Below are 16875 nucleotides of genomic sequence, written 5' to 3'. Positions count from 1 at the left end.
CCGTCCCCAGGACGGTTCTCTCCAATCAGCGCCAGCCCGTCGCTCCGTCCGGGCTGGCGCCGTTGACCTTTGGACGGGCGCTCAAACCTTGGGGAAACCAAAGCGATGAACGCTCCCGTTTCGAACACCAAAGCCCAGCTGCTCGCCAACGTGGTCGAGCATATCGACATCACCAGCTTCGACGCCCGTCCGATCGTCGACGCGATGCGCAAGATGAGCTTCAGCTCGCGCGACACCGCGCGCGCCGCCGACATCTTCAACATGGCCCTGGAAGACAAGGCCTGCTCGCCCTGGCTGATCCTCGCCGGATCGACCAGCGCCGGCGGCTGCATGCACGTCTACCGTGACATGGTGAAGTTCGGCATGGTCGACGCCATCGTCGCCACCGGCGCCTCGATCGTCGACATGGATTTCTTCGAGGCCCTCGGCTTCAAGCACTACCAGGCCGCCGGCCCGGTCGACGACAACGTGCTGCGCGACAACTACATCGACCGCATCTACGACACCTACATCGACGAGGAAGAGCTGCAGAACTGCGATCACACGATCCTGGAAATCTGCAACCGCCTCGAACCGCGCGCCTATTCCTCGCGCGAGTTCATCTGGGAGATGGGCAAGTGGCTCAGCGAGGGCAACGCGAAGAAGCCCGGCAGCCTGATCCAGACCGCCTATGAAGAAGGCGTGCCGATTTTCTGCCCGGCCTTCGTCGACAGCTCGGCGGGCTTTGGCCTGGTCAAGCACCAGAAGGAGCGCATCGCCGCGAAGCAGCCCTACGTCATGATCGACGCCGTGGCCGACTTCCGCGAGCTGACCGACATCAAGATCGCCGCCGGCGTCACCGGCCTGTTCATGGTCGGCGGCGGCGTGCCGAAGAACTTCGCCCAGGACACCGTCGTCTGCGCCGAGATCCTCGGCATCGAGGCCGAGATGCACCGCTACGCCGTGCAGATCACCGTCGCCGACGTGCGGGACGGCGCCTGCTCGTCCTCAACGCTCAAGGAAGCCGCCAGCTGGGGCAAGGTGCAGACCACCCACGAGCAGATGGTCTTCGCCGAGGCCACCACGGTGGTGCCGCTGATCGGCTCGGACGCCTATCACCGCGGGGCCTGGAAGAACCGGGTCAAGCCGCGCTGGCAGAAGCTGTTCGCCTGATCCGGCGACCTCTTGCCACGATTGAAGGACCGCGCGAGGCTTGCCGCTTCGCGCGGTTTTTCATTGGGGGCCCAGCCTTGCGTTTCGTGATCATCGCCGCGGCCGTCGTCGCCGTCGCGCTCGCCGGCTGCGGCAAGAAGGATGAGAAGACCACGGTCACGACCACGGGCGAGGGCTACGCCGTGGCCACCCAGGGCGGCGGGACCGTGACCACCCAGGTCGCCGTTCCCCCGCCTCCGCCCCCGGCCAACGCGCCCGGCGCGCCGCCGGTCCCCGCGCCGCCGCCGGTGGGGCTGAAGACGCCGGACTTCGCGCCGCTGTTCCCGGGCGCGACCCTCAAGGCGACCAGCACCACCGTGGCCAACGGCCACCAGGTCGGCTCGGTGACCTATCTGACCGCCGCCGCCCCGCAGGCGGTGATCGATTTCTACAAGCCGAAGGTCGCGGCCGCCGGCTTCACCACCAGCGCGGACGCCAACATCGGCGTCGGCCTGATGTACGCGGCCACCGATGCCGCGAACCAGCGGACGATGCAGGTGATCGCCACCACTGAAAAGGCCGGCACCGCCGTGGTCCTGAGCTGGACGAGTCCGAAATCCTGATCAGGCCGTCCAGACCAGCCAGCCGATGTAGCCCACGTAGCCCAGGATCAGCAGAAAGCCCTCGCCGCGCGTGATCCTGCCCCGTCGACGGGCGAACGCGATCATGGCCGCCGTCGCGATGGCCAGGACCCAGATGTCGAGTCTGGCGATCGCCGGCGGTACGTCGACAGGCTTGATGGCCGCCGTCACCCCGAGGATGCCGAGGATATTGTAGAGGTTCGATCCGACGACATTGCCGAGCGCGACCTCTCCCTGCTTGCGCAGGGCCGCGACCACGCTGGTGACCAACTCCGGCAGTGATGTGCCGAGCGCCACGATGGTGAGTCCCACCATCGTGTCCGACACACCGAAATCGTGCGCCACCTTGATGGCGCCGCCTACAAGCAACTGGGCGCCATAGACCGTGATGGCGATGCCGGCCGCCGCCATGGGCAGGGCCATCCAGAGGCTGGGGGCCGCCTTGGCCGGCTCCTTCGCCGCCTCGGCGATCCGCTCCCCCTCGGCGTCCGGGCGACGCCGCTCCGACATCCAGACGACCAGCAGGTAGACGAGCAGCATCGCGACGGAGACCAGGCCCATCTCCCGGGTCAGCCGCCCCTGCAGGACGGCCCAGACCAGGCCCGCGGTCGCCAGGGTGAGCATGATGGCGTCACGGCGGAACGCCCGCTGGTCAACGGCGAGCGGCGCGATCACGGCCGTCACTCCCAGGATCAGCAACACGTTGGAGATGTTCGAGCCCACCACATTGCCGATGGCGATGCCCGGCGACCCGGCGAACGCCGCCTGAAGGCTCGTGACCAGTTCAGGCGTGGATGTGCCGAAGCCCACGACCGTCAACCCGATCAGCAGTGGGCTGACCCCGAGCCGACGCGCCGCGCTGGCCGCGCCGCGCACCAGCACATCGCCGCCGACCGCCAACATCGCCAGCCCGGCCGCCATACTCAGCCAAAGCGTCATGAGCCCCTCCCGTTGTCGCGGCAGCATGGCGGCGTTCGGGCGGCTTGCAAGCCAAACCGCTCCCCTCTAAGGCGCGACGACGGAGGGACCGTCATGAACCGCGTACGCAGGCTGATGCTCACGAGCCTGGTTCTCGCTGCCACGGCCGTCGCCGGCGCCGCCTCGGCGGGGCTGCCGTGGAAGGGCTATCTCGGCGCGGCCGGGCCCGACACCCTGGCCATGCTGCCGCCCGCACCGCCGCCGGGCTCGCCCGTCGCGGAGACCGACCGGGCGATCTTCCGCTCGACCCGGGCGCTGCAGGGAACGCCGCGCTGGGACCTGGCGATCAACGACCTGTCCGAGACCCGTATCGTCGGCGACCTGAGCTGCGCCGTGGGCGTTCGCCTGCGGGCGCGGGACCTGCCCGCGCTGCGCGGACTGCTGCTGAAGATGGCCCCGGACGTGAGTCGCGCCGTCAGTCGGCCGAAGAAGAGCTGGAACCGGCCCAGACCCTATCTCGTCGACGCGGGACCGATCTGCACCGCCAGGACGGCGAGCCTCGCCCGCAGCGCCGACTATCCCTCCGGCCACGCCACCTGGAGCTGGTCGGTCGGGCTGGTGATGGCCGAGCTGGTCCCGGACCGGGCCAGCGCCATCCTGGCGCGCAGCCGGGTATTCGGCGAGAGTCGCCTGGTCTGCGGCGTGCACAACGCCAGTTCCGTCGCCGCCGGCCGGACCAACGCCGAGGCCCTGGTCGCGGCCCTGCACGGGTCGCCGGCCTTCCGCGCCGACCTGGACGACGCACGGCGAGAGCTGGAAGCGGCGGTCCGGACGGGCCGGCCGGCCGTCGGCTGCGAGGCCGAAGCGGCCGCCATGGCGACGCCCCTGCCCTAGGCTCCGCTTGCCCTTGGCCGCGCGGCTCTCTACCTCTGCCCCATGGCCCATGCCCACGCCTGCGACCACGATCATTCCGCCCACGGCCTGACCGGCGACGCGCTGTCGCGCGGCCTCGCGGCCGCTGAGGCGCGCTGCGAGGCGGCCGGGCAGCGCATGACCGCGCCGCGCAAGCGGGTGCTGCAGATGCTGCTCGAGGCAGGACAGCCGGTGAAGGCCTACGATCTGATCGCGGCCTTCGGCGAGGACGGCGCGCCGGCCAAGCCGCCGACCGTCTACCGGGCGCTCGACTTCCTGTCGAAGCAGGGCCTGGCTCACCGCATCGAAAGCCTGAACGCCTTCATCGCCTGCGGCGGCGGCGGCGAAGGCCACGCGGCGGCCTTCCTGATCTGCGACTGCTGCGGCGCGACGCGCGAAATCGCCCCCGCCGGCGTCAGCGAGATCGAACGCCTCGCCCGCTCCCAGGGCTTCAACCTGACGAGCCTGATGGTCGAGGCGCACGGCCTGTGCAGCGACTGCCGGGCCTGACCCCATGACCGACGGCATCGAGATCTGGCGCGGCGGCGTCAACACCTGGGAATGCGACGAGATGGGGCACATGAATGTGCGCTTCTACGTCACCCGGGCGGTCGAGGCCCTCGTCGGCCTGGCCGCGGCGCTCGGCCTGCCGCACGCCTTTGCGGCCCATGCCGGCTCGACGCTGATGATCCGCGAGCAGCACATCCGCTTTCTCAAGGAGGCCCATGCCGGGGTCGCCCTGCACATGACCGGCGGCGTGCTGGAGATGGGCGAGGACACCGCGCGGGTGCTGATGCTGCTGTGGCATTCGGACTCCGGCGCCCTCGCCGCCAGCTTCCAGACCGTCCTCGCCCATGTAACTCCGACCGAGGGACGCGCCTTCCCCTGGGCCGCCGGAACGCGGGCCCTGGCCGAGGGGCTGACGATCGCCCTGCCCGACCAGGCGGCCGCCCGCAGCGTGTCGCTCGGGCCCGTCGAGACCACGGCCGGCCTGGCCCGCGCCGATGAGCTGGACCTGGTGCGCATCGCCCAGGGCGCCATCGCGCCGGCCGATTGCGACCTCTATGGCCGCATGCGCCCGGAACTGTTCATCGGCCGGGTGTCGGACGGCATTCCGCGCCTGATCCGCAGCTTCCGCGAGGCGGTGGTCGGCGGAGCCGCGGAAAAGCCGCAACGCGTCGGCGGCGCGGTGCTGGAATACCGGCTGATTCATCTGGACTGGCCGCGGGCCGGCGACCGGTTCGAGATCCGCTCCGGCCTCAAGGACGCCGACACCCGGACCAAGCGGATGATCCACTGGATGATCGACCCGCAGAGCGGCCGGCCCTGGGGCGTGTCCGAGGCGGTGGCGGTGACCTTCGATCTCGACGCCCGCAAGATCGTGCCGATCAGCGACGCGGCGCGGGCCGAGCTGATGACCCACGCGAAGCCGGGGCTGGCGCTCTAGCGTCATTGCGTGGTTCGACACGCGCCCTGCGGGCGCTGCTCACCATGACATCCGCAAAGGTTCGTCATCCCGAGCAGCCGCGAACCGGCGTGTCGAAGGACGCCCCCTAGCCCAGCGCCGCCTCGAGCAGCGCCGCGCGGACGAGCTCCGGACGTTCCATCGGCAGGAAGTGGCTGGTGCCGGGAACGAGCTCCATCCGCACATGGCCGTCGCCGAGCACCTGGTCCTCGTAGCCTTCCAGCCCGCAGGTCGAGCCGATCTCGGCCTTGAGGATGCGGATCGGCTGGCGCGCGCGGGCGAAGGCGCCGACCGGATCGTGATGGTCGGCGCTGAAGTTGGCGGCTTCCCACTCCGGCCGGCACGAAAGATGAACCTGGCCGTCGTCCCCCTCGATCAGACCGTCGACGAGGTAGTCGCGCAGGTCGGCCTCGGACCAGCTGCGGAAGGCGCCGCGACCGAGATAGGCGCGAAACGCCTCCTCGCGATCGGCGAAGCTGGACCGGCGACGGCGGGCGCCCATGGCCAGCGGGGAGTTCTTCATGCCGTCCGGACCGGCCGCGGCCACCCGCTCGGGCGTCACCACCACCGGATCAAACAGCACCAGGCGGCGCGTGGCGTCCGCGCGCACGGACGCGGCGTGCAGGCTGACCGTGCCGCCCATGGAATGGCCCGACAGCACGGTCGGCGTTTCGCCGAGCACGTCCAGCAGGGTCAGCAGGTCGTCGCGGAACACCATCCAGGCGTCATGCCCATCGGGGTCGGCCGGCAGGGTCGTGCGACCGTGCCCGCGCTGGTCCACCGCGAGGATGCGCAGCCGGTCGGCCAGCGGCGACAGGATGTCGGCGTAGGTCCCGGCGTTGAAGCCGTTGGCGTGGAGAAACAGGACGTCGAGCGGCCGGTCGGCGGGGCCGAACTCGTAGCCGGCGATAGTCCCCTGCGGAACCGCGACGGCGCGGCGACGGGCGGCGGGGAAGGGCGAGGCGGGGACGGTCATCCCCGCCTGCCTATCCCAGTCACGCAGCGTCAGTCGATAGACGTCAGATGCGGTTGACGTCCCATGCGCCGCCCGGCTTGCGGCAGGCGCGGTAGCGTTCGACCTGGCGGCCGTACTTCTTGGTGTAGGCGGTCTGTTCGAGGGTCTGGCAGCCGTCCCGGCGCGGGGCCGGGCGGGTCACCGAGCGGGCGACGTAGCCGCCGTCGACCTTGAGCCAGCTGGAGTTGTAGATGCTGCCGCCGAACGACTCGCCGCCGGCGAACTGGCCGATCACCCGGCCGCGCGTCGAGGGCGTGGCGCGGATGTTGACCGTGTTCGGCGCGAACCAGTAGCCGCTGTTGGCCGCCGGGAGGACGCGAATCTCGCCATAGGCGCCGGAGTTGGGGTTGCGCCAGCTGGTCGGACGGCCGGTCGCCAGGGTTTCGTCCAGGGCGGCCTCGGCGCGGCGCTGGTCTTCCTCCTGCATCTTGCAGCCGATCGACGAGCCGATGGCCGCGCCGATGCCGGCGCCGACGACGGTGCCCGCGCCGCGTTCGCGCTTGGCGACCTGGTTGCCGATGACGCCGCCGATGATGGCCCCGACGATGGCGCCGCCTTCCTGCTTGCCGCCGTTGGCGTCACAGCTGAAGACGCCCGCGTTGGCGACGCCCGGCGCGGCGGCGAGGGCGAGAACGGCGACGGCTGCGGTGATGGCTATGCGCATGATAGTCTCCTGTGGATGGTCAGGCGTCGTATGGGCCGCATCGGCCCGGTTCACGATGTAATACGTCCGGGCTTGGCTTTCCCCACGTCATCTCACGAGAATGTGTCAATACCTGCGAGGACTGGACCGATGAACGCCCACACCACCGAGACCGCCGCCTGGACCTGCTTCAACGTTTCCATCGAGGGCGGGGTCGCCCACCTGCAGATGAAACGGCCCGAAGCCATGAACACCATGAACAAGGCGTTCTGGGCCGAGCTGCCGGCCATCATCCGCGACATCAACGACAACGCCCGCGCGCGCTGCATCGTCATCTCCTCGACGGGCAAGCACTTCTGCGCCGGCATGGACCTGTCGGTGTTCGCCAACGTCGGCGAGCGCGGCGGCGAGACCGACCGCCACGTCGCCGGAGAGAGCTTCCGCCAGCACGTGCACGCCCTGCAGGACACCTTCTCCTGCCTCGACGAGGCGCGCATGCCGGTGATCGCCGCGATCCACGGCGGCTGCATCGGCGGGGCGGTGGATTTCACCAGCGCCTGCGACATCCGCTACTGCACGGCCGACGCCTTCTTCACGATCATGGAAATCAACATCGGCATGACCGCCGACGTCGGCACCTTCCCGCGTCTGTGCAAGCTGATCCCCGAGGGCTGGGTGCGTGAGCTGGCCTACACCGGCCGCCGCCTTCCCGCGCAACGCGCGAAGGAGATCGGCCTGGTCAACGAGGTCTTCGAAACGCACGAGGACGTCGTCGCCCACGCCCTGGCCACCGCCCGCGAGATCGCCAGCAAGTCGCCGCTGGCCGTCACCGGCAGCAAGGTGATGATCAACTACGCCCGCGACCACACCATCAAGGACGCGCTGGACTACATCGCCCTGTGGCAGGTCGGCATGTTCTCCGGCCCGCACATGGCCGAGACCTTCGCCGCGAAACAGGAAGGCCGCGCGCCGGTGTTCCCGGACCTGCTGCCGCTCCGCAAGGGGCTGTAGTTCTCAAGGGTGAAGCTCCCCGCTTGCGCGGGGAGCGGTCGCGCGGAGTGGGAACCGGGCGCCGCGACGGCGCCGCGGGCCTATGCCTCCAGCTCGGCTCCGGCGAGGTCGGCGCCCTCGATGCGGGCGCCCTGCAGGTCGGCCTCGAGGAAGCGCGCGCGGCGGGCATGACAGTCGCGCAGGTCCGCGCCCTTGAGCACAGCCCGGGTCAGGTCGGTGCGGATATAACGCCCCTCCGAGATCATCAGCGGGCCCATCTTCGCGCCGCGCAGGTCGGCCTTGTGCATCCTCGCGCCGACCAGCTTGGCCCCGCGCAGGTCCGCGTCGCGCAGGTTCACGCCCCGCAGGTCGGCGCCGCTGAGGTCGGCGCCCTGCAGCTCGGCGCCTTCCATGTTCAGGCCGAAGAACACCGAGCGCGGCGCGGCCATGCCGGTCAGCATGCGGCGGCGCATCTGGCGCAGCGGCCGGAAATCGACGCGCGAGATCTTCATCACCGCGCCTTCCGCGCCGCCTGACCTGCAGTAGAGTTCGTGCTCGGACAGCAGGTCGCCCAGCGGCCGGTCATCGACATAGACGATCGGCGGCGGGGCCCGCAGCACGTCGCTCAGATCGACGCGTTCGAAGCTGGCGTCGTCGAGGCGCACGCCGGCGACGACGGCGTCCTTCATCCGGGCGCCGGCGAAGTCGGCCTGGAAGACCTGGGCGTCGGTCAGGTTCGCGCCGTCGAGCACCGCGTTGACCAGCTTGGCCCCGTTCAGACAGGCGCCTGAGAGGTCGGCGTCGGTGAAGTCGGCGGAAATCGCGTGCGCGCCGGTCATCTGGGCGCCAGACAGGTTGGCGCCTTGCAGCACCGCGTAGTCCAGCTCGCCGGCCTTCCGCTCGTGCTTGAGAATGTGGAAGCCCTGGCCGTGACCCTGAAGCGCGATCTGGCCCTCGCGCATGTCGCAGCCGGCCAGGTTGGCCCCGGCCAGATTCGCGCCGCGCAGGCAGGCCCCGCGCAGATCGGCCTGGGTCAGGTCGGCGTTGCGGAGGTCCGCTTCCCGCAGATCGCAGCCGAACAGGATCGCGCGCTTGAGGTCGGTCCCGTTCAGGCTGGCCCCCGCCAGCCGCGCGCCGGTGAAGTCCGCATCGCCGAGGTCGACGCCGCTGAGCGCGGTGTTGGACAGGTCTACGTAGGTGAAGTTGGCCCGCTTGCCGCCGCTGCGGCCGCTCAGATATCGCCCGTGCGCCTCGATCATCGCCTTGATGGCGCTGAAGTCGAGCGCGCGGATGAGGCTGGGAGCGGCGGACATTCTGGACCTGATTCCAAGGGTCAGGGACCTTGAACCCGGCGCGCTTAATGAAGGGTTGTTTCCGGCGGGCCTGCGACGATCAGAGCCAGCCGCGCTTGCGGAACCACCACAGCGGCAGGAGCATCGTCGCGGCCATCAGCACCAGGGCCACCGGATAGCCCCAGGGCTGCGACAGCTCGGGCATGTGCTTGAAATTCATGCCGTAGATCGAGCCGATCAGGGTCGGCGGCATCAGCACCACGGCCCAGACCGAGAAGACCTTCATGATCTCGTTCTGGTCGGTGTTGATCAGGCCGACCGCCGAATCGAGCAGGAAGGTGACGTTTTCCGTCAGGTAGGCCGAGTGGTCGGTCAGGGACTGGGCGTCGCGCTGCAACGAGCGCAGCCGTTCGCGGTGTTCCTTGCCGTCGGCGATCTCCTCGGACAGGGCGGCGAAGGACAGCAGCCGGGCCAGGCTGACCAGGCTGCTGCGGGCCTTGGCGGCGATCGACTGGCTGCGACCGAGCCGGCGGAGGATCTGCTTGAACGGCGCCTTGTGCGACGGCCGGAAGATCTCGGCGGAGATCACCTCGACGTCGGCGCTGGTCTTCTCGAGGATGTCGGCGATCCGGTCGATCAGGGCGTCGAGCAGGCCGAGGAAGGCCTCGACGCCGCCGCGGCAGAAGTCGGCGTCCCGGTCCGCCTGGGCCGCGTAGGCGACGAACGCCCGCGGCTCGACATAGCGGATGGTGATCAGGCGCTTCCTCGCCAGCACGAAGGTCACCGGCTCCAGCGCCGGATCGTCGCCGTCGGCCCCGACCAGCACGAAGGCGGTCATGAAGCTGGCCCCGTCCTCCTGGTAGAGGCGGGAGGAGACCTCGATCTCGGCCATCTCCTCGCGGGTCGGCAACAGGACGCCGAGCGCCTTCTCGGCGATCAGCTCTTCGGCCCGGTCAGGGTTGGTCAGGTCGATCCAGGCGACGTCATCGGGCAGGACCCAGTCGGGGCCCGTCTCGACGGGCGCGAGCCCGCCTCCACCGCAACGAAGCACCCTGAGCATGGACGTACGATCTCCGGACCGGCCCTCGAATGGCGCGGCCCGCGGGCAGCGTCAACCGGAGAGCACGGTCAGTTGCCGGTATCGTCCTGGGACTGGCCCTGGCCGGTCGCGGCCGCGATCAGGGCGGCGATGCGGTCGGTGGCGTCGGCGGCCTGGTTGATCACGCCCAGCGGGGACGGGAGCGGGCCGACGGTCGAGGCGGTCTGGGTGGCGGCCGCGCGGGCCATGGTCACGCCCTGGGCGCTCCAGTAGCGCGGATCGGTCTGGGCCAGCTGCAGCGCCTGGCGGTTCTGATAGATGAAGCCGTAGGTCGGATAGACCGAGGTGCCGAGGTCGCGGATCGGGTCGTACCAGACCTTGACCATGCTCCAGTCGCCCACCGGCGACACGTCGATGACGGTGACGTCGCGTTCGATCTGGCCGCGGGCGCCGCCGATCTGGGACCAGTTGGCGTGGGTGATCTGGATGACGCGGTCGGTCACGAGGCGGCTGACCACGGCGACGTGGCCCAGCTGCATGCGGGCGGTCGGCTTGAAGCAAAGGACGGAACCCATCCGCGGCAGACGACCGGTGTCGTAGGTGCCGACAGCCTGACCCCACCAGGTCCTGGCGTCGCCATAGATCTGGATCCCCGACAGAAGTCGGGCGAACGGCACGCACTGCCAGTAGATGTCAGCCAGGGCGTTCGCCGTGGGCGAAAGGCTGATCACCACCGCGGCGGCCAGGGAACCAAGGTAGGTTTTGGTCCTTTGGCGCATTCAGGAGGTCTCCCCCGTCACTGGAAGTGAGGGGATAACCATCTCACGCGCGAATGAAAAGAGTCTTTTCAGGCCCCGGCCGCGACAGCACGCCGCGCGCGCCATGAGTCGGCCATGAGTTTCATGCGTTCGCGGGCCGGTTTCTCGATCAGATGATAGGACGCCGCCGACAGTGGAACGAGCGCGCCGATAAACACAAGCCACACCACCAATGGCAGTTTTTCATCGCTCAAATTCAGAACTCGCGCGGCAGCATTCACGAAGATGATCTTCCACGGCACGCAGATCATGTAGGTCGAATAGCTTATCTCGCCGAGATACACGAAAGCCGACTGGGTTCCGAAAGTCGAACCGTTCCTCGCGAGGCTCGCGAGGGACAGGATCAGGGCGCCGAACGTGGCGACCGTAACCATGTCCGGCGCGCCCAGACCGGCCGAAACGAGGAGGGCGGCGCCCGAAAAAAGGGCGCCCAGAGCCGCGGCGCGACGGCCGCGCAGGACGCCGGAGCGCCACAGGCCGTGCATCGCGCAGCCGAGTGCGAAACAGGGGACGATTCGCAGCGCGCCCCAGGCGATGGTCGCCTGGGTCAGCGACTGGCCGGTCAGCGCCTGGAAGGCCGGATAGAGGATGGCGAGGCCGGCCAGGGTGCCCGCGGCATACAGCCAGGGCCGCCTGCGCATCGCCCAGGCCAGGAAGGCGAAGCCCGGGAAGCTCAGGTAGGCGAACCATTCGGCCGAGATCGACCAGGAGGGATGGTTGAAGGCGGCGGCGGGCGCGAAGCCCCAGGCCTGGACCATCAGCAGGTTGGCAGGAAGGGCGTCCCACCGCAGGATGCCGGCGTCGACCGACAGGCCCGCGAGTCCGGCTCCGACGCCCAGCAGGATCATCCCGAGCAGCGTCGCCAGATGCAGCGGATAGACGCGCGCCAGCCGGTTCCACAGGAAGGCGCCATAGCGGAACCGTCCCTCCCCGAACGCCGTCAGGTAGACATGGCAGAGGATGAAGCCGCTCAGCACGAAGAACAGTTCGACGCCGAGGTAGCCCTTGGTCACCAGGGCGGGCGTGAAATCGACGGCCAGCTTCGGCCAGTAGTGGAACAGCACGACCCACAGCGCGGCGAAGAAGCGCAGCGAGGTCAGAGGCCGGATGTTGGCGGCGTCCTGCATGGCCGTGTCCTGTCCCGTTTCGGCGCCCGAGCGCGGCGCGTGAGAGGCGAATGCAACTCGCGCGCCAGGAGAAGTGATCAAAAGCGGTTCAACCGGACGCGCGACGGGCTATGTAAGACCCTTCAGGTTCACCAGTCGTGAAAGGCCCGCCTCCCGATGGACAGTCTCCTTCAGCTCGCTGCTGACCCCTCCGCCTGGGCGGCCCTCGTTACCCTGGTGGTCATGGAGATCGTGCTCGGCATCGACAATCTGGTGTTCATCTCGATCCTGTCGAACAAGCTGCCGGAAGCGCAGCGGGCCAAGGCCCGTAGCGTTGGCCTGTCACTGGCCCTGCTGATGCGCATCGCGCTGCTGTTCGGCATCGCCTGGCTGGTGGCCCTTACCCAGCCGGTGTTCGACCTCGGCATCACGGGGCCGCTCAACGAGGACGGCCACGCCACCTTCGAGACCGCCTTCTCCTGGCGCGACCTGATCCTGATCGCCGGCGGACTGTTCCTTCTGTGGAAGGCGACCAAGGAAATCCACCACACGGTCGACCCGGCCCCGACCGGCGATGTGATGGACGCCAAGAACACGGCGATCACCAATTTCGGCGCGGCCATCGTGCAGATCCTGATGCTGGACCTGGTGTTCTCGATCGACTCGATCCTGACCGCCGTCGGCATGACCCATCATGTGCCGATCATGATCATCGCCGTGACCATCGCCGTCGGGGCGATGTTCTTCGCCGCCGGGCCGCTGGCCGACTTCATCAACAAGAACCCGACCATCGTCATGCTGGCCCTGGGCTTTCTGCTGATGATCGGCGCGGTGCTGATCGGCGACGGCTTCGGCATCCATGTGCCCAAGGGCTACATCTACGCCGCCATGGCCTTCTCGGGCCTCGTCGAGGGCCTCAACATGGTCGCGCGCAAGAGCCGGGCGAAGGCCGGCGCGCAGGAGCCGCCGACCGTCCACTGACGATCCGGCGCGCGGCGATCCGCGAACTGGATCGCCGCCCATCCCTTCTGTAGAAGCGCCCGAAGCCCGCATCCGGGCCGGAATGATCACGCCCGTGTCCCAAGCCCAGACCTTCACCGCCGATGAACGCCGGATCACCCTGATCGGGGTGATGATCGTCTTCCTCCTGTCCGCCCTCGACCAGACCATCGTCGCCACGGCGATGCCGCGGATCATCGCCGAGCTGAACGGGCTGTCGCTCTATTCCTGGGTCACCACCGCCTACCTGCTGACCTCGACGGTCATGGTGCCGATCTGGGGCAAGCTGGGCGACCTCTATGGCCGCAAACCGGTTCTGCTGGCGGGCATCAGCATCTTTCTCGTCGGCTCGTGGCTGTCGGGTCTGTCCGGCGAGTTCGGCGCCATGCCGCTGCTCGGCGGCGGCATGACCCAGCTGATCGTCTTCCGGGCGCTGCAGGGCATCGGCGGCGGCGCGTTGTTCACCACGGCCTTCGCCATCATCGCCGACCTGTTCCCGCCGCGCGAGCGGGGCCGGTTCGCCGGCCTGTTCGGCGCGGTGTTCGGCCTGTCCAGCGTGATCGGCCCGGTCGTCGGCGGCTATTTCACCGATCACGGGACGTTTCATCTCGGGACCCATGTCGTCGCCGGCTGGCGCTGGGTGTTCTATCTGAACCTGCCGCTCAGCCTGCTGTCGCTGTTCATGATCATCGTGAAGATGCCCCGGCTGAGCCACCGCGCGTCGGGCGCCATCGACTGGGTCGGGGCCGGCCTGATCATCACCACCTTCGCCCCGCTGCTGCTGGCGCTCAGCCTCGGCGGCCACAATTTCGGCTGGGGCTCACCCACGATTCTCGGCCTGTTCGCCCTTTCGGCGGTGGCCTTCGTCCTGTTCCTCCAGGCCGAACGGCGGGCCAGTTCGCCGATCCTGCCGCTGGACCTGTTCAGGAACCGGGTGTTCGCCCTGTCGAACCTGGCCGGATTTCTGATCGCCATGTCGTTCCTCGGCGTGGTCACCTTCCTGCCGCTCTACCTGCAGCTGGGTCGCGGCCTTCCGGCGACGACCAGCGGGCTGTTGATCCTGCCGCTGATGGGCGGGTTGATCGTGGCCAGCACCCTGTCGGGCCGGATGGTCACGCGCACGGGCCGCTACAAGCCGTTCATGCTGGCCGGCGTCTGCCTGCTGCTGGTGGGGGTGGCGCTGTTGAGCATGGTCGGTCCGCAGACCGCGTCCTGGGACCTCAGCCTGCGTCTGGTGCTTGTGGGCCTGGGCCTCGGGCCAGGCCAGAGCCTGTTCAGCGTGGCGGCCCAGAACGCCGCGCCGCCCACCCAGATCGGCGTGGTCACCAGCGCCAACCAGTTCTTCCGCCAGATAGGGTCGACGCTGGGCGTGGCCATCTTCGGCGCGCTGCTGACCCACAACCTCGGCAAGACCGCCGGCGGCGGCAGCGTGGACATCGGCGCCCTGGAGGGCATGGCGCTGAAGGCCCAGGCGGCCGGCGCCTCCGCCAGCGTGGATCCGGCCCTGCGCGAGACCATCACCCACGCCATCACCGGCGTGTTCGGGGCCAGTCTGCTGGCGATTTTCGCCGGCCTGGTCGTCGTGCTGTTCATCCCGGAAATTCCGATGCGCAGCCGTCAGGTTCCGGGAGAACCCGTGCTGGCCGAAGCGTAGGCAGGGACAGTACCTTCTTCGGTACGAGTCCCCATCCGCTTGAAGCCGCCGGAGACACGCACTGAAGGGCATGTCCCCTTCAGAGGAAGCTGTACGGATCCACGTCGATGACCACCCGCACCGAGCCGGGCGGGCGGGCGCGGGCGCGCCAGGCCGACAGGAAGCCCTGAAGGTCCACCGAGCGGTCGGCGCGCACGAGGAAGCGCTTGCGGCGCCGCCCGCGCACCAGTCCCAGCGGCGCGTCGGCCGGGCCGTAGATGTCCACGCCGTCGGTGTTGGGCACGGCTGCGGCCAGCGCCCGGACATAGGCCTCCAGCGCCACGGGGTCGGGGCCTGAACAGATGATCGCCGCCAGCCGGCCGAACGGCGGCAGGCCGGCCAGCTCGCGGCCGGACATCTCGGCGGCGAGGAAGGCGTCGCGGTCCTGCGCCGCCAGCGCCTGCATCACGGCGTGCTCGGGCGCATAGGTCTGCAGCATGGCCCGGCCCGGACGTTCACGGCGTCCCGCCCGGCCGCTGGCCTGGGCCAGCAGCTGGAAGGTCCGCTCACCCGCCCTCAGATCGCCGCCGCGCAGGCCGAGGTCGGCGTCGACCACCCCCACCAGCGTCAGCAGCGGGAAGTCGTGGCCCTTGGCCGCCGCCTGGGTGGCCACCAGCACGTCGATCTCGCCGTCGGTCATCGCCTTGACGATCGAGCGGGCGCCGTCGGCGTCGAACACGGTGTCGGACGAGAACACCGCCACCCGCGCCTCGGGGAACAGGAAGCGCACCTCCTCCTCGACCCGCTCCACGCCGGGCCCGATCGAGACCAGGCTGTCCTGCGCGCCGCAGTGCGGGCAGCGATCGGGCTTGGGCATGGAAAAGCCGGTCAGGTGACAGACCAGACGCCCGGTGTAGCGGTGCTCGACCAGCCAGCTGTCCGTATCCGGCGCCTTCATCCGCTCCCCGCAGGCGCGGCAGAGCACCAGCGGCGCATAGCCCCGGCGGTTGAGGAACAGCAGGGTCTGTTCGCTGCGGCCGTAGGTCTCCTTCATCGCCGCGATCAGCGGCGGCGACAGCCAGCGGCCGGGCTCGGGCGGGGTCTCGCGCATGTCGATCAGGGTGACGTCGGGCAGTTCCGAGGCGCCGTGGCGCGCGGCCAGCTTGAGCCAGCGGTAGCGGCCCTGCTCGGCGTTCCACAGGCTCTCCAGCGACGGCGTGGCCGAGGCCAGCACGACCGCGCACTTCTCCAGGCTGGCGCGCGCCACGGCCAGATCGCGGGCCTGGTAGATGAAGCCCTCCTCCTGCTTGAACGAGCCGTCGTGCTCCTCGTCGACGACGATCAGGCGCAGGTTGGGGAACGGCAGAAACAACGCCGAGCGGGCGCCGACCACGATGCGGGCCTTGCCGGTGGCGACGCCCTCCCACACCTGCCGGCGGCGGGGCGGCGGCACGGCCGAGTGCCATTCGGCCGGCAGGGCCCCGAAGCGATCCTGGAATCGGGCGATGACCGCCTGGGTCAGGGCGATCTCGGGCAACAGCACCAGCACCTGGGCGGCCGGGTCGGCGTCGAGCGCCGCGGCGACGGCCTCGAGATAGACCTCCGTCTTGCCCGAGCCGGTGACCCCGTCGAGCAGGGCTGCCTGGAAGCCGCCCTGCTCGACCATGCCGGCCAGCACCTGGGCGGCGGCCTTCTGGCTGGGATTCAGCGTCGGTCCCGGCAGGGTGGTGTCGGGATCGGGAAATACGGTCTCGGGCGTGTGCAGACGCACCTCAAGGCAGCCCTCGTCGAGCAGCCCCTTGACCACGCCCGCCCCGACGCCGGCCCTTGCGGCCAGCTCGGGACCCGGCAGCGGCCCCTCGGCGGCGGCCGCCAGCACCTTTTCCCGCGCCGGCGTCAGGCGGGCCGGCGCGGTCCCGGTGGCGGCCAGCAGCTTGACCGGTCGGGGCTTCGGCGCCCTCAGGCCCCGCAACGCCATGGCCAGCGGCTGGCCCGGCAGGTCGACGGAATAACGCGCCGCCCATTCGACGAAGCGAAGGGTGGTCTCCGGCATCGGGGGATCCTCGAGCCGCTCCAGCACAGGCTTGAGCGGCCGGTTGCCGCCCGCGCCCTCACGCAGGGCGGTGACCACGCCGCGCACCGCGCGCGGGCCGAGCGGCACGGCGACATGGTCGCCGACGGCCAGATCCAGCCCCTCGGGCTCGGCGTAGTCGAACGCCTCGGGCAGCGGCATGGGCAGCAGGACGGACGCGATTCGGCTCACGGGTGGCGCC

Annotated in this window: 16 protein-coding genes; 8 read left to right on the top strand and 8 right to left on the bottom strand. The window is 69.6% G+C overall.

Going from position 1 to position 16875, the window contains the following annotated elements:
- The first annotated feature begins 105 nt into the window (after window positions 1-105).
- Window positions 106-1152 (top strand): 1,9-bis(guanidino)-5-aza-nonane synthase, encoded by a 1047-nt coding sequence (locus AC1RN0_RS13480; RefSeq protein ID WP_492787963.1) that lies wholly within the window; start codon window positions 106-108, stop codon window positions 1150-1152.
- Window positions 1153-1229: 77 nt separating this feature from the next.
- Window positions 1230-1754, top strand: coding sequence for a hypothetical protein (locus AC1RN0_RS13475; RefSeq protein ID WP_492787962.1), 525 nt, complete (start codon window positions 1230-1232; stop codon window positions 1752-1754).
- Here the strand turns inward: AC1RN0_RS13475 and AC1RN0_RS13470 are convergent, their stop codons facing one another.
- Window positions 1755-2711, bottom strand: a complete 957-nt coding sequence (locus AC1RN0_RS13470; protein ID WP_492787961.1) for a calcium/sodium antiporter — start codon at window positions 2709-2711, stop codon at window positions 1755-1757.
- A gap of 93 nt (window positions 2712-2804) precedes the next feature.
- Here AC1RN0_RS13470 and AC1RN0_RS13465 point away from each other — a divergent pair, with 93 nt between their 5' ends.
- The 3 genes from AC1RN0_RS13465 to AC1RN0_RS13455 are packed head-to-tail and all read left to right on the top strand — an operon-like array spanning window position 2805 to window position 5049.
- Window positions 2805-3584 carry an acid phosphatase gene (locus tag AC1RN0_RS13465; protein WP_492787960.1) on the top strand — a complete coding sequence of 260 codons (780 nt, stop codon included), beginning with the start codon at window positions 2805-2807 and terminating at the stop codon, window positions 3582-3584.
- A gap of 42 nt (window positions 3585-3626) precedes the next feature.
- Complete coding sequence (locus tag AC1RN0_RS13460) at window positions 3627-4112, top strand: Fur family transcriptional regulator (protein ID WP_492787959.1); 486 nt, start codon at window positions 3627-3629, stop codon at window positions 4110-4112.
- A 4-nt stretch (window positions 4113-4116) separates the two neighbouring features.
- Window positions 4117-5049, top strand: a complete 933-nt coding sequence (locus AC1RN0_RS13455; RefSeq protein WP_492787958.1) for a thioesterase family protein — start codon at window positions 4117-4119, stop codon at window positions 5047-5049.
- Between the two features lie 106 nt (window positions 5050-5155).
- Here AC1RN0_RS13455 and AC1RN0_RS13450 read toward each other — a convergent pair whose 3' ends face one another.
- Both AC1RN0_RS13450 and AC1RN0_RS13445 read right to left on the bottom strand, forming a co-directional pair.
- The gene (locus AC1RN0_RS13450; protein ID WP_492787957.1) at window positions 5156-6043 is read right to left on the bottom strand and encodes an alpha/beta fold hydrolase; all 888 of its coding nucleotides are present in this window, start codon (window positions 6041-6043) and stop codon (window positions 5156-5158) included.
- Between the two features lie 43 nt (window positions 6044-6086).
- A complete protein-coding gene (locus tag AC1RN0_RS13445) occupies window positions 6087-6746 on the bottom strand; it encodes a glycine zipper domain-containing protein (protein WP_492787956.1) in 660 nt (219 codons plus the stop codon).
- A 129-nt stretch (window positions 6747-6875) separates the two neighbouring features.
- Here AC1RN0_RS13445 and AC1RN0_RS13440 point away from each other — a divergent pair, with 129 nt between their 5' ends.
- Entirely contained in the window at window positions 6876-7736 is an 861-nt protein-coding gene (locus tag AC1RN0_RS13440) for a crotonase/enoyl-CoA hydratase family protein (RefSeq protein WP_492787955.1), read from the top strand.
- An 80-nt stretch (window positions 7737-7816) separates the two neighbouring features.
- Here AC1RN0_RS13440 and AC1RN0_RS13435 read toward each other — a convergent pair whose 3' ends face one another.
- The 4 genes from AC1RN0_RS13435 to AC1RN0_RS13420 all read right to left on the bottom strand — a co-directional run bounded on the left by AC1RN0_RS13435 (window position 7817) and on the right by AC1RN0_RS13420 (window position 11991).
- Window positions 7817-9028: a pentapeptide repeat-containing protein gene (locus AC1RN0_RS13435; RefSeq protein WP_492787954.1), complete on the bottom strand. Its 1212-nt coding sequence runs from the start codon at window positions 9026-9028 to the stop codon at window positions 7817-7819.
- A gap of 79 nt (window positions 9029-9107) precedes the next feature.
- Window positions 9108-10067, bottom strand: a complete 960-nt coding sequence (locus tag AC1RN0_RS13430; protein WP_492787953.1) for a magnesium transporter CorA family protein — start codon at window positions 10065-10067, stop codon at window positions 9108-9110.
- A 68-nt stretch (window positions 10068-10135) separates the two neighbouring features.
- Entirely contained in the window at window positions 10136-10825 is a 690-nt protein-coding gene (locus tag AC1RN0_RS13425; protein ID WP_492787952.1) for a CHAP domain-containing protein, read from the bottom strand.
- A gap of 68 nt (window positions 10826-10893) precedes the next feature.
- Window positions 10894-11991 carry an acyltransferase family protein gene (locus tag AC1RN0_RS13420; protein ID WP_492787951.1) on the bottom strand — a complete coding sequence of 366 codons (1098 nt, stop codon included), beginning with the start codon at window positions 11989-11991 and terminating at the stop codon, window positions 10894-10896.
- Window positions 11992-12147: 156 nt separating this feature from the next.
- Between AC1RN0_RS13420 and AC1RN0_RS13415 the strand changes: the two genes are divergently transcribed.
- Both AC1RN0_RS13415 and AC1RN0_RS13410 read left to right on the top strand, forming a co-directional pair.
- Window positions 12148-12951 (top strand): TerC family protein, encoded by an 804-nt coding sequence (locus tag AC1RN0_RS13415; protein WP_492787950.1) that lies wholly within the window; start codon window positions 12148-12150, stop codon window positions 12949-12951.
- 94 nt (window positions 12952-13045) lie between these two features.
- The gene (locus tag AC1RN0_RS13410; protein ID WP_492787949.1) at window positions 13046-14623 is read left to right on the top strand and encodes an MDR family MFS transporter; all 1578 of its coding nucleotides are present in this window, start codon (window positions 13046-13048) and stop codon (window positions 14621-14623) included.
- Between the two features lie 79 nt (window positions 14624-14702).
- On the opposite strand, the gene AC1RN0_RS13405 is transcribed toward AC1RN0_RS13410, so the two are convergent.
- Entirely contained in the window at window positions 14703-16865 is a 2163-nt protein-coding gene (locus AC1RN0_RS13405) for a primosomal protein N' (protein ID WP_492787948.1), read from the bottom strand.
- Between the last annotated feature and the right edge of the window lie 10 nt (window positions 16866-16875).

This window comes from Caulobacter sp. GW821-FHT12F03, assembly GCF_058806855.1.
This window is presented reverse-complemented; position numbering and strand designations above follow the sequence as displayed.